Consider the following 14,542-nt stretch of genomic DNA (forward strand, 5'->3'; position numbering starts at 1 on the left):
AATATGATGAAACGTACCGGGGTAGTTTTGGCGCTGGCGCTGGGCCTGGCGGCGCAGGGGGCGATGGCGAAAACGCTCAACGTGGTCAGCAGCTTTTCGGTGCTGGGCGATATCGTGCAGCAGGTCGGCGGCGAGCACGTTCACGTCGATACGCTGGTTGGCCCCGACGGCGACCCGCACACCTTTGAGCCATCGCCGCAGGACAGCGCTTTGCTCAGCAAGGCCGACGTGGTGGTGGTCAACGGCCTGGGGCTGGAAGGGGGGGTCGACCGGCTGATCAAGGCATCGGGATTTAAAGGCGAGCTGGTGGTGGCGTCGACGGGCGTAAAAACCCATACCCTCGATGAAGACGGGAAAACGGTGACCGATCCGCACGCCTGGAACAGCGCCGCCAACGGCGCGCTTTACGCGCAAAACATCCTTACCGGGCTGGTCAAAGCCGACCCGGAGGATAAAGCAGCGCTTGAGACCTCCGGGCAGCGCTATATCGGCCAGCTCAACGAGATTCACGGCTGGGCGAAGAACCAGTTCAGCGCCATTCCGCTGGCTAAACGTAAGGTTCTGACCAGCCACGATGCGTTCGGCTACTTCGGCCGCGCCTACGGCGTGACCTTCCTTGCGCCGCAGGGTCTGTCGTCGGAGAGCGAAGCCAGCGCCGCGCAGGTGGCAGCGCTGATTAAACAGATCAAAGCCGATAACGTGCACACCTGGTTTATGGAGAACCAGCTCGACCCGCGGCTGGTGAAGCAGATTGCCAACGCGACGGGCGCGCAGCCGGGCGGCGAGCTCTATCCGGAAGCGCTGTCCAAACCGGGCGGCGTGGCGGACAGCTACGTGAAAATGATGCGTCATAACGTTGAGCTGATTGCCGCCAGCATGAAGTAGCGCGCTATTCCACGGTCCCGGCCCTCGGGACCGTTCATTTTCGCAAGCCCCCTCGTAAATTCATCTCCTCATCCCCATATCGGTGCTGAAAGTGCTATCTTTGATGGCCTCTTTATCTGGCTTATACGGGGCGACGATGACAGATTCAGAATTAATGCAGCTGAGTGAGCGCATTGGGCAGGCGCTGAAGGCGCAGGGCGCGACGGTGAGCACGGCGGAATCCTGTACCGGCGGCTGGATCGCGAAAGTGATTACCGATATCGCCGGCAGCTCGGCGTGGTTTGAGCGCGGTTTTGTCACCTACAGCAACGAAGCTAAATCCCAGATGATCGGCGTCAGCGAAGCGACGCTGCTCGAGCACGGCGCGGTGAGCGAGCCGGTGGTGGTGGAGATGGCGATTGGCGCACTGCGCGCCGCGCGCGCCACCTACGCGATCTCGGTGAGCGGCGTGGCCGGGCCGGACGGCGGCAGCGCGGAAAAGCCCGTCGGAACGGTGTGGTTTGGCGTGGCCTGCGCCAACGGGCAGGGGGTCACGCGGCGCGAAAGTTTCGCCGGCGACCGCGAGTCGGTGCGCCGTCAGGCCACGGCCTACGCCCTGCAGCTCCTCTGGCAACAATTTCTACAAAACACTTGATACTGTATGAGCATACAGTATAATTGCTTCAACAGAACAGAATTCACTACCCGGTTCCACCCGGCATGACAGGAGTAATAATGGCTATCGACGAAAACAAACAGAAAGCGTTGGCGGCAGCACTGGGCCAGATCGAAAAACAGTTCGGTAAAGGCTCCATCATGCGCCTGGGTGAAGACCGTTCCATGGACGTGGAAACTATCTCCACCGGCTCGCTTTCGCTGGATATCGCCCTCGGCGCCGGCGGTCTGCCAATGGGCCGTATCGTCGAGATCTACGGGCCAGAATCTTCCGGTAAAACGACGCTGACGCTGCAGGTTATCGCCGCCGCACAGCGTGAAGGTAAAACCTGCGCCTTTATCGATGCGGAGCACGCGCTGGACCCGGTATACGCCCGCAAGCTGGGCGTCGATATCGACAACCTGCTGTGCTCTCAGCCGGATACCGGCGAGCAGGCGCTTGAGATCTGCGACGCGCTGGCGCGCTCCGGCGCGGTAGACGTGCTGGTAGTCGACTCCGTTGCGGCGCTGACGCCGAAAGCGGAAATCGAAGGCGAGATCGGCGACTCCCACATGGGCCTCGCGGCGCGTATGATGAGCCAGGCAATGCGTAAGCTGGCGGGTAACCTGAAGCAGTCCAACACGCTGCTGATCTTCATCAACCAGATTCGTATGAAAATTGGCGTGATGTTCGGTAACCCGGAAACCACCACCGGCGGTAACGCGCTGAAATTCTACGCCTCCGTGCGTCTGGATATCCGCCGCATCGGTGCGGTAAAAGATGGCGATAACGTCATCGGTAGCGAAACCCGCGTGAAGGTGGTGAAGAACAAAATCGCCGCGCCGTTCAAGCAGGCTGAGTTCCAGATCCTCTACGGCGAAGGCATCAACTTCTTCGGCGAGCTGGTCGATCTGGGCGTGAAAGAGAAGCTGATCGAGAAAGCGGGCGCCTGGTACAGCTACAACGGCGACAAAATTGGTCAGGGTAAAGCGAACGCTATCTCCTGGCTGAAAGAGAACCCGGCCGCGGCGAAAGAGATCGAGAAGAAAATTCGCGAGCTGCTGCTGAACAACCAGGACTCCACGCCGGATTTCGTGGTTGATGGCAAAAGCGAAGAAGAAAGCGAACAGGATTTCTGATACCGTCAGGTAATTATCTCCCGAATCGTTCAGGTGGCAGGGCAGGCAAAGCCGGCGCGCATGCGGCTTGAATAAGACGGGAAAACGAGGGGCTGCTTATGCGGCCCTTTTGCTTTTTGATTATCGAGGTGCCCGTGACTGAATCTTCATCCCGCCGCTCCGGCTACGCCCGCCTGCTGGATCGCGCGATTCGTATCCTGGCGATGCGCGACCATAGCGAACAGGAGCTGCGGCGCAAGCTGGCCGCGCCGGTTATGGGGAAAAATGGCCCCGAGGCGCTGGACGTGACGCCGGAAGAGGTCGACCGGGTTGTGGCCTGGTGCATCGAAAACCGCTACCTCGATGACCTGCGCTTTGTCCGCCAGTTTATTGCCAGCCGCAGCCGCAAAGGCTACGGTCCGGCGCGCATTCGCCAGGAGCTAAACCAGAAAGGTATCGCTCGCGAAGAGAGCGAGCGCGCGATGCGCGAGTGCGAAATCGACTGGGCGCTGCTGGCGAAAGAGCAGGCGCAGCGAAAGTATGGCGATCCGCTCCCCACCGTATTTGCCGAAAAAGTGAAAATTCAGCGCTTTTTGCTGTACCGCGGCTACCTGATGGAAGATATCCAGGAAATCTGGCGAAATTTTGCAGATTGACCCATCGGGGATTTTACTTCCCCGTAAAGAAAACTTATCTTATTCCCACTTTATTCCGTCCGGCCGCTGGCTGTTTAAAAGGCAGTCAGCGCCCAGGGCGATTATTCCTTATACACAAATCATTCGCGCTGCATCAAGGCAGCAACGGAGCGAGTCCCTGAGGCGTACGCAGGTACGTGACTGAGGTGCACGAGCGCAGCCAGCGTAGAGGCGGCGCGAAGGATGAAGTGTATAGCTTGATTTCAGGATAATTATGAGCAAGAGCACTGCTGAGATCCGTCAGGCGTTTCTCGACTTTTTCCATAGTAAGGGACATCAGGTAGTTGCCAGCAGCTCCCTGGTGCCGCACAACGACCCGACCCTGCTGTTTACCAACGCCGGGATGAACCAGTTCAAGGACGTGTTCCTTGGCCTCGACAAGCGTAATTATTCGCGTGCGACCACCTCGCAGCGCTGCGTTCGCGCGGGTGGTAAACATAACGATCTGGAAAACGTCGGCTACACCGCGCGCCACCATACCTTCTTTGAAATGCTGGGCAACTTCAGCTTCGGCGACTACTTCAAGCAGGATGCTATCAAGTACGCATGGGAGCTGTTAACCGGCGAAAGCTGGTTCGCTCTGCCGAAAGAAAAGCTGTGGGTAACCGTTTACGAAACCGATGACGAAGCGTTCGACATCTGGGCCAACGAGGTTGGCGTTCCGCGTGAGCGCATTATTCGCATTGGCGACAATAAAGGCGGCGCGTTTGCCTCCGATAACTTCTGGCAGATGGGCGATACCGGCCCCTGCGGCCCGTGCACCGAGATCTTCTTTGACCACGGCGACCACATCTGGGGCGGCCCTCCGGGAAGCCCGGAAGAGGATGGCGATCGCTACATTGAGATCTGGAACATCGTCTTCATGCAGTTTAACCGTCAGGCCGACGGCACTATGGAGCCGCTGCCGAAGCCGTCCGTGGATACCGGAATGGGCCTTGAGCGTATCGCCGCCGTTCTACAGCACGTGAACTCTAACTACGACATCGACCTGTTCCGTCAGCTGATCGAGAACGTGGCCAAAGTGACCGGCGCCACCGATCTGACCAACAAGTCTCTGCGCGTCATTGCCGATCATATTCGCTCCTGCGCGTTCCTGATCGCCGACGGCGTGATCCCGTCGAACGAAAACCGCGGCTACGTGCTGCGTCGTATCATTCGCCGCGCCGTCCGCCACGGCAATATGGTCGGCGCAAAAGATACCTTCTTCTGGAAACTGGTTGCGCCGCTGATCGAAGTTATGGGATCCGCCGGCGAAGATCTGAAGCAGCAGCAGGCTCAGGTTGAGCAGGTTCTGAAAACGGAAGAAGAGCAGTTTGCTCGTACCCTGGAACGCGGCCTGGCGCTGCTGGACGAAGAGCTGTCTAAGCTGAAAGGCGACACTCTCGACGGCGAAACGGCCTTCCGCCTGTACGATACCTACGGCTTCCCGGTTGACCTGACCGCGGACGTTTGCCGCGAGCGCAATATCAAAGTTGACGAAGCGGGCTTCGAAGCGGCAATGGAAGAGCAGCGCCGTCGCGCGCGTGAGTCCAGCGGTTTCGGCGCCGACTACAACGCGATGATTCGCGTTGAGGGCGCTTCTGAGTTTAAAGGCTACGATAGCCTCGAGCTGAACGGCAAGGTCACCGCGTTGTTCATCGACGGCAAGGCGGTTGATACCGTCAGCGCCGGCCAGGAAGCGGTGGTGATTCTGGACCAGACGCCGTTCTATGCGGAGTCCGGCGGCCAGGTCGGCGACAAGGGCGAGCTGAAAGGCACGGGCTTCTCGCTCATCGTCAGCGATGCGCAGAAGTACGGCCAGGCCATTGGTCATATCGGTAAAGTGGCCGGCGGTACCCTGAAGGTGGGCGACGCGGTGCAGGCCGATGTCGATCGCGCCCGTCGCCAGCGTATCCGTTTGAACCACTCCGCGACCCACCTGATGCATGCGGCGCTGCGCCAGGTTCTCGGTACGCACGTGGCTCAGAAAGGCTCTCTGGTAAATGACAAAGCGCTGCGCTTTGACTTCTCGCATTTTGAAGCAATGAAGCCGGAAGAGATCCGCGCGGTTGAAGATTTGGTCAATGCGCAAATTCGCCGCAACCTGACTATCGAAACCAACATTATGGATATCGATGCGGCTCGTGAATCTGGCGCCATGGCGCTGTTCGGCGAGAAGTATGATGACCGCGTTCGCGTTCTGAAAATGGGCGATTTCTCCACCGAGCTGTGCGGCGGGACTCACGCTTCACGCACCGGCGATATCGGCCTGTTCCGCATCACTTCCGAATCCGGGACCGCCGCGGGTGTGCGCCGTATTGAAGCGGTGACCGGCGAGGGCGCGATTGCGAGCCTGCATTCGCAAAGCGATCTGCTGGGCGATATCGCACAGTTGCTGAAGGGCGATAGCCATAACCTCGGCGATAAGGTACGCTCCGCGCTGGAACGCACTCGCCAGCTGGAAAAAGAGCTGCAGCAGCTGAAGGAGCAGGCGGCAGCGCAGGAGAGCGCAAACCTCTCCAGCAAAGCGGAAGAGATTAACGGCGTTAAGCTGCTGGTCAGCGAGCTGGCCGGCGTCGAGCCAAAAATGCTGCGTACCATGGTTGACGATCTGAAGAACCAGCTAGGTTCAACGGTTGTTGTGTTAGCCACGGTGGCGGATGGTAAGGTTTCTCTGATTGCCGGTGTGTCTAAGGATGTGACGGATCGCGTGAAGGCAGGGGAGCTGGTTGGTATGGTCGCTCAACAGGTGGGCGGTAAAGGGGGCGGTCGTCCGGATATGGCTCAGGCCGGCGGTACCGATGCGTCTGCTCTCCCCGCTGCATTAGCCAGTGTGAAAGGCTGGGTAAGCGCAAAACTGTAATAACTATAAACGCATAGGTACCGTGATCTGCGGATTACGGTACCTTGCAAGAGAAGCACTGATAACGATAAAGTCGGGTTGAAGTTGTGTATATCGGCTAAACTTAGGTTTAACAGAATGTGATGCCATGACTGCGTTACGCCGTGAGGCGTTTGTCATCGCTTACTTTTTGGCGTTATATGATGGATAATGCCGGGATACGAGAGACCCGACTCTTTTAATCTTTCAAGGAGCAAAGAATGCTGATTCTGACTCGTCGAGTTGGTGAGACCCTCATGATTGGAGATGAGGTCACTGTGACAGTTTTAGGGGTTAAGGGTAACCAGGTACGTATTGGCGTTAATGCCCCTAAAGAAGTCTCCGTGCATCGTGAAGAGATCTACCAGCGTATCCAGGCTGAAAAATCCCAGCAGTCCAGTTACTAAGGCTTTCGCGCCTCGCGATTTCGTGAGGCGCATCCCGCCGCCAGCCGATTTCTCTCTATTTTCTACTTCAGACGCCTCTCTTTTCCGCTACTTGCCCATCGTCGACTATCTTTATTTTTTGCCTGTAGCAGGCCGTAAACCCTCAATTTCTGTTGATTAAACGCTCTTTTTGCCGTTTTTGCAGGCTGATTGCGCGGTAAGTGTGCAAACGGAAAAAAGGTCTCGAAAAATTGTTTGACTTATAAGTATCAGAAAGTAATATGTGCGCCATCGCAGCGACGAAGAGCAGAAACAAGTTCTTCGAAGCACTCGAAAGAGGCGTGTGGTGAGGTGGCCGAGAGGCTGAAGGCGCTCCCCTGCTAAGGGAGTATGCGGTCAAAAGCTGCATCCGGGGTTCGAATCCCCGCCTCACCGCCATTTTGCATCCGTAGCTCAGCTGGATAGAGTACTCGGCTACGAACCGAGCGGTCGGAGGTTCGAATCCTCCCGGATGCACCATCTTCTCAGAGATAACAGCGACTCTGTTGTTTCATGGTCTGCGAAATTACCGCAAGCACCAGGGAGGATAACGTCGCATAAGCGACGGCCCGTAGGGCGAACACAGTGAGTCATCCTCCCGGATGCACCATCTTGTGAAGCGTGGCAATGTTTAATTTGCGGCGCTTGCTGGTAGTAAAGAAGTTCCCCTGATGCATCCGTAGCTCAGCTGGATAGAGTACTCGGCTACGAACCGAGCGGTCGGAGGTTCGAATCCTCCCGGATGCACCATCTTCTTCGAGATAACAGCACTTTTGTTGTTTCATGGTCTGCGAGATAACCGCCAGCGCCAGAGAAGTTAACGTAGTAAAGAAGTTCCCCCTGATGCATCCGTAGCTCAGCTGGATAGAGTACTCGGCTACGAACCGAGCGGTCGGAGGTTCGAATCCTCCCGGATGCACCATCTTCTCTGAGATAACAGCCACGCTGTTGTTTCATGGTCTGCGAGATAATCGCAAGCACCAGGGAGGATAACGTCGCGTAAGCGACGGCCCGTAGGGCGAACCCAGTGAGTCATCCTCCCGGATGCACCATCTTCTTCGAGATAACAGCAAATCTGTTATTTCATGGTCTGCGAGATAATCGCCAGCGCCAGGGAAGATAGCGTAGTAAAGAAGTTCCCCCTGATGCATCCGTAGCTCAGCTGGATAGAGTACTCGGCTACGAACCGAGCGGTCGGAGGTTCGAATCCTCCCGGATGCACCATTTTCTCCTGAAATAACCCCAACATTATTACTTCATGGTCTGCGAAATCATCGCCAGTACCAGGGAGGATAACGTCGCGTAAGCGACGGCCCGCAGGGCGAACCCGGTGAGTCATCCTCCCGGATGCACCATTTTCTCCAAAATACTCCCAATATTATTGCTTCATGGTCTGCGAAATAGTCCCGCGTTCGAAAACATTGTCGCCCAACCTCCCGTCAGCCGCCGTCGCTTAGCCGTTTCAGCACGCTCTTCCGCACTTTTTTATATTGGCAAGTTGCTCTTTCCACTATAATTTACCCCTGTATATCGACCTGATTCGGGTGAGATGAGTGCAAGGAGAGAAATCCATGAGATGGTTCAAAGCAATACCTGCCTTTTGCGCGACGCTTCTGGTCGCCGTATCTCTGGCTGGCTGTGCCGGATCGGCCACTAAGGAAAGCACCGGCGGCTATATCGACGACACCGTCGTGACCACCAAAGTTAAAACCGCGCTGTTTAACGAAAAAGAGATCAAATCCACTGAAATTAGCGTGCAGACCTTCAAAGGTCGCGTTCAGCTGAGCGGCTTTGTTTCGTCGCAGACGGATGCTAATCGCGCCGTAGAGGTGACCCGCAGAGTGCAGGGCGTTCGTGTGGTTGAGAATGATTTGAAAATCAAATAAGCCGCTGTATGGTTATGATAAAGGCGCCCTGTGGCGCCTTTGCTGCTTCTGCCTCCGCCCGCGACAATATGCGCCTTTTACGATAAAGTAGCCTTTTCCTATCCGGTTGGTGAGAACACGATGTACGAACGTTACGCAGGACTTATCTTTGATATGGATGGCACTATTCTTGATACCGAGCCGACGCATCGCAAGGCCTGGCACGAGGTTCTGGGCCGTTACGGAATGCGTTTCGACGAGCAGGCGATGGTTGCGCTCAATGGTTCTCCGACCTGGCGTATTGCCCAGATGATTATCGAACTGAACCAGGCGGATTTAGACCCCCACCGGCTGGCGCTGGAAAAGACCAGCGCCGTCAAAGCGATGCTGCTGGATAGCGTGCGCCCCTTACCGCTGATTGAGGTGGTAAAAGAGTGGCACGGCCGCCGCCCGATGTCGGTGGGTACCGGCAGCGAAAGCGCCGTTGCGGAAGCGCTGCTGGCTCATCTCGGCCTGCGCCACTATTTCGCCGCGGTCATTGCTGCCGATCACGTAACCAACCACAAGCCTGCTCCTGATACCTTCCTGCTGTGCGCCGAGCGCATGGGCGTTGCGCCGGGAAAATGCGTGGTGTTTGAAGACGCTGACTTTGGTCTGCAGGCCGCACAGCGTGCGGGAATGGATGCCGTCGACGTTCGGCTGCTGTGAGCGACGCGTTCGCGCTGATATCGCTGTTTGCCAGCAGCTTTCTCAGCGCCACGCTGCTTCCCGGCAATTCGGAAGTTGTGCTGGTTGCGATGCTGCTTACGGGAGCGAGCCAGCCGTGGATTCTGGTATTAATAGCAACAATCGGCAATAGCCTTGGAGGGGTAACTAACGTTATTCTGGGGCGCCTGTTTCCGCTGCGCAAAACCTCGCGCTGGCAGGAGAAGGCATCCGGCTGGCTAAAGCGCTACGGCGCGGTCACATTATTATTAAGCTGGGCGCCGGTGATCGGCGATTTGCTGTGTTTACTGGCGGGATGGATGCGCATTTCCTGGGGACCAGTGCTCTTTTTTTTATGCCTTGGTAAAGCGCTGCGCTATATCGTCATTGCGCTGGTTACGCTTCAGGGCATTACATGGTGGCACTAATTGTGGAGCTGAGGCACTCCCGGCAGGCCGTAACAATAACGTCTGCTGGAATAACCTGTATGGTCACCATTACAATTATGCTTATTCAAATGATTTCGACAGGCGGGAGGTCAAATTGATCCCGGACGTATCACAGGCGCTGGCCTGGCTGGAAAAAAATCCGCAGGCGCTAAAGGGCATTCATCGCGGCCTTGAGCGCGAAACGCTGCGCGTTAACGCCGATGGCTCGCTGGCCACTACCGGCCACCCTCAGGCATTGGGTTCGGCGCTGACGCATAAATGGATTACCACCGATTTTGCTGAAGCCTTGCTGGAGTTTATTACGCCGGTTGATGGCGATATTCAGCACATGCTTACCTTTATGCGCGATGTTCATCGCTATACCGCCCGCCACCTCGGCGATGAGCGGATGTGGCCGCTGAGCATGCCTTGCTATATTGCTCCCGGCCAGGACATCGAACTGGCGCAGTACGGCACCTCGAATATCGGCCGTCTGAAAACGCTGTATCGTGAAGGATTGAAAAACCGCTACGGCGCGCTGATGCAAACCATCTCGGGCGTGCACTATAACTTCTCTCTGCCGATGGCGTTCTGGCAGGCGAAGTGCGGCGTTGAGGATGAGGAGAGCGGGAAAGAGGCCATTTCGGCGGGTTATTTCCGCTCGATCCGCAACTACTACCGCTTTGGCTGGGTGATCCCGTATCTGTTCGGCGCGTCTCCGGCGATCTGCTCCTCTTTCCTGCAGGGGAAACCGACCACGCTGCCGTTTGAGAAAGCGGAAAACGGCATGTACTACCTGCCGTACGCAACCTCCCTGCGCCTGAGCGATCTCGGTTATACCAATAAGTCGCAAAGCAATCTCGGAATTACGTTTAACGATCTGCAGGAGTATGTGGCAGGATTGAAGCGGGCGATTAAAACCCCGTCGCAAGAGTATGCGGAAATTGGCCTCGAGAAAGAGGGTAAGTACCTGCAAATTAACAGTAATATTCTGCAGATTGAAAACGAGCTCTATGCGCCAATCCGCCCGAAACGCGTGGCCCGTAGCGGCGAGACGCCGTCGGACGCGCTGCTGCGCGGCGGAATCGAATATATCGAAGTGCGTTCGCTGGATATCAACCCGTTCTCGCCGATTGGCGTGGACGAGCAGCAGGTGCGCTTCCTCGATCTGTTTATGGTCTGGTGCGCGCTGGCCGACGCGCCGGAAATGAGCAGCGACGAGCTGCTGTGCACGCGCACTAACTGGAATCGGGTGATTCTTGAAGGGCGTAAGCCGGGCCTGACTCTCGGGATCGGCTGCGAAAGCGCGCAGTTCCCGCTGGCTAAGGTGGGTAAAGATCTGTTCCGCGATTTGCGCCGCGTTGCGCAGATACTGGACGGTATTCACGGCGGCGATGCCTATCAGCAGGTGTGCGACGAGCTGGTTGCCAGCTTCGACGATCCGGAATTAACTTTCTCAGCGCGCATTCTGCGTTCTATGCTTGAAGAAGGGATTGGCGGCACCGGTAGAGGGCTGGCCGATCGGTATCGTACGATGCTGCGGGAAGAGCCGCTGGAGATTTTACGCGAAGAGGATTTCATTACCGAGCGTGAAGCGTCAGCCGTGCGTCAGCAGAAGATAGAAGCGGAAGATAGCGAACCGTTTAGTGCTCTGTTAGCGAGACACGCGTAGCAAAAAGCGGTACAAAAGAAAAAGGCCACATCAATGTGGCCAAACTTTCATCTCTGATTCAGGGATGATGATGATAATAAATGCGCGTCTTTCACATACTCAGACTAGCGGGTGTCAAAAGAGTTCATTTTTATTTAAAAAAAATCACTATCGGAGGTGAAGAATGCCGTTGTTAGATAGTTTCACAGTCGACCATACCCGAATGGAAGCCCCTGCGGTGCGCGTCGCGAAGAAAATGAACACGCCGCACGGCGATGAAATTACCGTTTTCGATCTGCGTTTTTGCATACCGAATCAGGAAGTGATGCCGGAAAGAGGCATTCACACGCTTGAGCACCTGTTCGCGGGCTTTATGCGCGACCATCTCAACGGTAAGGGTGTGGAAATTATCGATATCTCTCCGATGGGTTGCCGCACGGGCTTCTATATGAGCCTGATCGGTACGCCGGACGAGCAGCGCGTAGCGGATGCCTGGAAAGCGGCAATGGCCGACGTGCTGAAGGTAAAAGAGCAGAGCCAGATCCCCGAGCTCAACGTTTACCAGTGCGGTACCTACACCATGCACTCGCTGGAAGAAGCGCAGGAGATCGCGCGTCATATCCTTGAGCGCGACGTACGCATCAACAGCAATGACGAGCTGGCGCTGCCGAAAGAAACGCTGCAAGAACTGCATATCTAGTTCTTCTGCCCCGGCCCGGCGATAGCGTCGGGCCGATATCCTTACGCCGCGATGTCGACGACTTCCCGCTTCTCCTTTCAGTACCGTTCCCTGGTGCCCTTTGCCCATGATTACGCCCATGGCGATAGCGAGCCGTGGCATCAGCACGACTGCGTCCAGCTGCTGCATATCCTGAGCGGCGTGGTGCGCGTTGAGACCCCGGCCGGCTACTGGGTCGTGCCGCCGGGGCGCGGCGTCTGGCTGCCGGCGGGGACGCCCCACGCGCTGCGCATCACCGGCAAAGTCGCGGCGCGTACGCTGTTTATCGATCCCCTTGCCCGCGCCGATCTGCCGTCATCGTGCCAGATCGTGCAGATCTCGCCGCTGCTGCGCGAGCTGATCGTCGCTTCGCTGACGCTGGCCGAACGCTACGATCCCGGCAGCCGCGACGAGCGCGTCTATGAATTAATTCTTGATGAGATCCGCGGCATGACCGTGCTGCCGTTTGGCCTGATCGAACCGCAAAGCGAAGCGCTGCGCCGGCTGTGTCAAAAGGTCCGCGAAACGCCGGGCGACGCCTGGGGCAGCCCCCAGGCGGCAAAAGAGAGCAATATGAGCGAGCGGACGCTCAACCGCCATTTCCAGCAGCAGACCACGCTGACCTGGAGCGAGTGGGTGCGCCGGGCGAAGCTGATGGAAGCGCTGGTGCGCCTGGCGCAGGGGCAGTCGGTCCTGCGGGTGGCGCTGGACCTTGGCTACGGCAGCCACAGCGCCTTCAGCGTCATGTTCCGCCGGGTGATGGGGATGGCGCCCAGCGATTACTTCCGCTCGCCGGATGAGTGATCGCCGCCGCTGAGCGCATTGCACAGCGCCTGGAGCGAGGCGCGAGCGACATCGTTATCGATCCCGACCCCCCAGCGGCTGTCGCCATTCGGGAAGACGCAGCGGATATAGGCTACCGAACGGCTGTCGCTGCGCTCGCCGAGGGTATGCTCATGATAATCCTTAATCACAAAGGGCTGCTTAAGCAGCGCGCCCAGCCCGCTCGCGGCGGCGGAAAGCAGCCCGTTGCCGTTGCCCTGCAGCCTGCGCGTCTCGCCGTTGACCCTGAGCGTCGCCTGCAGCGAGAGCTGGCCGTCCTGCTGACCGTCGCTTTGGTAATCCAGCAGCGCCAGCGGCGGCTGCGCCACCAGGCCGTAGCGTTCGCGAAACAGCAGCCACAGGGCGTTTTGCGTCATCTCCTTGCCGTGGCTATCGGTTGCGCGCTGCACGTGCAGGCTGAAATCCTGCTGCAGCATGCGCGGCAGCTTTAAGCCGTGATTCTGCTCAATCAGCCACGCGCTGCCGCTCTTACCCGACTGGCTGTTGACGCGGATAACCGCCTCATAGCTGCAGCCGATATCCTGCGGGTCGACCGGCAGGTAGGGCATTTGCCAAATTTCGCCGGGCCGGCGGGCGTCGAACCCTTTCTTAATCGCATCCTGATGCGAGCCGGAAAAGGCGGTATAGGCGAGGCTTCCGGCCCACGGATGGCGCGGGTGAACCGGTAGCTGGTTACAGCTCTCCACGATCTCCACGACCCGCTTCATTTCCGCGAAGGTGAGCCGGGGATCGACGCCCTGGCTGTAGAGGTTCATGGCGAGGGTCACCAGACAGACGTTGCCGGTGCGTTCGCCGTTGCCAAACAGGCAGCCCTCAACGCGATCGGCGCCGGCCATCACCGCCAGCTCGGCGCTGGCAACGCCGGTTCCGCGATCGTTATGTGGGTGGACGCTGATGCAAACGTCGGCGCGGCGCGAGAAGTGACGGCAAAAATACTCGATTTGATCGGCATAGACGTTGGGGGTATTGACCTCCACGGTGGCGGGCAGGTTGATGATCATCGGGCGTTCGGCGCAGGGCTGCCAGATGTCCGCCACCGCTTCGCAGATCTCCAGCGCAAACTCCGGTTCGGTAAAGCAGAAGGTTTCCGGCGAGTATTCATACTGCCAGCTCGTTTGCGGCTGCCGTTCGCACTGCTGGCGGATCAGGCGGGTGGCGCGGGTCGCCAGCTCAACCACCTGCGCTTTCTCCATGCCGAAGACCAGCCGGCGAAACAGCGGCGCGGTGGCGTTATAGAGGTGCACGGTGGCGCTGCGGGCGTCGCGCAGCGATTCGAAGGTGCGCAGGATTAAGTCTTCCCGCGCCTGGGTCAGCACCTGAATGGTGACGTCCTCGGGGATACGCTGCTCCTCAATCAGCTGGCGAACGAAGTTGAAATCAGTCTGCGATGCGGACGGGAAGGCGACTTCAATCTCTTTGAATCCGCACTCCAGCAGCAGGTTCCAGAACTGCAGCTTGCGCGCGCCGTCCATCGGTTCCGCCAGCGCCTGGTTGCCGTCGCGCAGGTCGGTAGAGAGCCAGCGCGGCGCGTGGGCGATCTGCCGCTCCGGCCAGCGGCGGTCGGGCAGGGATATGACCGGCGAGGGGCGATACTTTTGGTGAGGATTTTTCAGCATGATGAGCTCCTTGGGTTGGATCTTAATCCTGCACGACAAGGAGAGCGGGGCGCTTTAGCGCAGTGGACAGAAACTAGCGCAAACTGGACAGGCGGGCGT

13 protein-coding genes and 5 tRNA genes are annotated in these 14,542 nt (G+C 57.9%); 17 read left to right on the forward strand and 1 reads right to left on the reverse strand.

What is annotated here, in order from left to right:
* The first annotated feature begins 6 nt into the window (after window positions 1-6).
* The 17 genes from AC1M2H_RS06175 to AC1M2H_RS06255 all read left to right on the forward strand — a co-directional run bounded on the left by AC1M2H_RS06175 (window position 7) and on the right by AC1M2H_RS06255 (window position 12,788).
* The gene (locus AC1M2H_RS06175; RefSeq protein WP_480151856.1) at window positions 7-885 is read left to right on the forward strand and encodes a metal ABC transporter substrate-binding protein; all 879 of its coding nucleotides are present in this window, start codon (window positions 7-9) and stop codon (window positions 883-885) included.
* 136 nt (window positions 886-1,021) lie between these two features.
* The gene (pncC, locus tag AC1M2H_RS06180) at window positions 1,022-1,519 is read left to right on the forward strand and encodes a nicotinamide-nucleotide amidase (RefSeq protein WP_480150702.1); all 498 of its coding nucleotides are present in this window, start codon (window positions 1,022-1,024) and stop codon (window positions 1,517-1,519) included.
* A gap of 80 nt (window positions 1,520-1,599) precedes the next feature.
* Window positions 1,600-2,658: a recombinase RecA gene (gene recA / locus AC1M2H_RS06185; RefSeq protein ID WP_480150703.1), complete on the forward strand. Its 1,059-nt coding sequence runs from the start codon at window positions 1,600-1,602 to the stop codon at window positions 2,656-2,658.
* A 134-nt stretch (window positions 2,659-2,792) separates the two neighbouring features.
* Window positions 2,793-3,293, forward strand: coding sequence for a recombination regulator RecX (gene recX, locus AC1M2H_RS06190; RefSeq protein WP_480150704.1), 501 nt, complete (start codon window positions 2,793-2,795; stop codon window positions 3,291-3,293).
* A 253-nt stretch (window positions 3,294-3,546) separates the two neighbouring features.
* A complete protein-coding gene (gene alaS / locus AC1M2H_RS06195) occupies window positions 3,547-6,174 on the forward strand; it encodes an alanine--tRNA ligase (RefSeq protein WP_480150705.1) in 2,628 nt (875 codons plus the stop codon).
* Between the two features lie 239 nt (window positions 6,175-6,413).
* Window positions 6,414-6,599 (forward strand): carbon storage regulator CsrA, encoded by a 186-nt coding sequence (gene csrA / locus AC1M2H_RS06200; protein WP_000906486.1) that lies wholly within the window; start codon window positions 6,414-6,416, stop codon window positions 6,597-6,599.
* 324 nt (window positions 6,600-6,923) lie between these two features.
* Window positions 6,924-7,016, forward strand: a tRNA-Ser gene (locus tag AC1M2H_RS06205).
* Between the two features lie 4 nt (window positions 7,017-7,020).
* A tRNA-Arg gene (locus AC1M2H_RS06210) sits at window positions 7,021-7,097 on the forward strand.
* A gap of 193 nt (window positions 7,098-7,290) precedes the next feature.
* Window positions 7,291-7,367, forward strand: a tRNA-Arg gene (locus AC1M2H_RS06215).
* A 95-nt stretch (window positions 7,368-7,462) separates the two neighbouring features.
* Window positions 7,463-7,539: transfer RNA gene (locus AC1M2H_RS06220), tRNA-Arg, on the forward strand.
* A gap of 225 nt (window positions 7,540-7,764) precedes the next feature.
* Window positions 7,765-7,841, forward strand: a tRNA-Arg gene (locus AC1M2H_RS06225).
* Window positions 7,842-8,188: 347 nt separating this feature from the next.
* Window positions 8,189-8,503 carry a BON domain-containing protein gene (locus AC1M2H_RS06230; RefSeq protein ID WP_426812166.1) on the forward strand — a complete coding sequence of 105 codons (315 nt, stop codon included), beginning with the start codon at window positions 8,189-8,191 and terminating at the stop codon, window positions 8,501-8,503.
* A 120-nt stretch (window positions 8,504-8,623) separates the two neighbouring features.
* Complete coding sequence (gene yqaB / locus AC1M2H_RS06235; protein ID WP_480150706.1) at window positions 8,624-9,190, forward strand: fructose-1-phosphate/6-phosphogluconate phosphatase; 567 nt, start codon at window positions 8,624-8,626, stop codon at window positions 9,188-9,190.
* Window positions 9,187-9,615, forward strand: coding sequence for a YqaA family protein (locus tag AC1M2H_RS06240; RefSeq protein WP_480150707.1), 429 nt, complete (start codon window positions 9,187-9,189; stop codon window positions 9,613-9,615). Before yqaB ends, AC1M2H_RS06240 begins: the two co-directional genes overlap by 4 nt.
* A 115-nt stretch (window positions 9,616-9,730) precedes the next feature.
* The gene (gshA, locus tag AC1M2H_RS06245) at window positions 9,731-11,287 is read left to right on the forward strand and encodes a glutamate--cysteine ligase (protein ID WP_480150708.1); all 1,557 of its coding nucleotides are present in this window, start codon (window positions 9,731-9,733) and stop codon (window positions 11,285-11,287) included.
* 163 nt (window positions 11,288-11,450) lie between these two features.
* The gene (gene luxS / locus AC1M2H_RS06250; RefSeq protein ID WP_426812170.1) at window positions 11,451-11,966 is read left to right on the forward strand and encodes an S-ribosylhomocysteine lyase; all 516 of its coding nucleotides are present in this window, start codon (window positions 11,451-11,453) and stop codon (window positions 11,964-11,966) included.
* 51 nt (window positions 11,967-12,017) lie between these two features.
* Window positions 12,018-12,788: an AraC family transcriptional regulator gene (locus tag AC1M2H_RS06255; protein ID WP_480150709.1), complete on the forward strand. Its 771-nt coding sequence runs from the start codon at window positions 12,018-12,020 to the stop codon at window positions 12,786-12,788.
* Here AC1M2H_RS06255 and leuA read toward each other — a convergent pair.
* Window positions 12,764-14,443: a 2-isopropylmalate synthase gene (gene leuA, locus AC1M2H_RS06260; protein WP_480150710.1), complete on the reverse strand. Its 1,680-nt coding sequence runs from the start codon at window positions 14,441-14,443 to the stop codon at window positions 12,764-12,766. The genes AC1M2H_RS06255 and leuA overlap by 25 nt on opposite strands.
* Window positions 14,444-14,542 lie beyond the last annotated feature (99 nt).

The organism is Klebsiella sp. F11 (assembly GCF_056712265.1).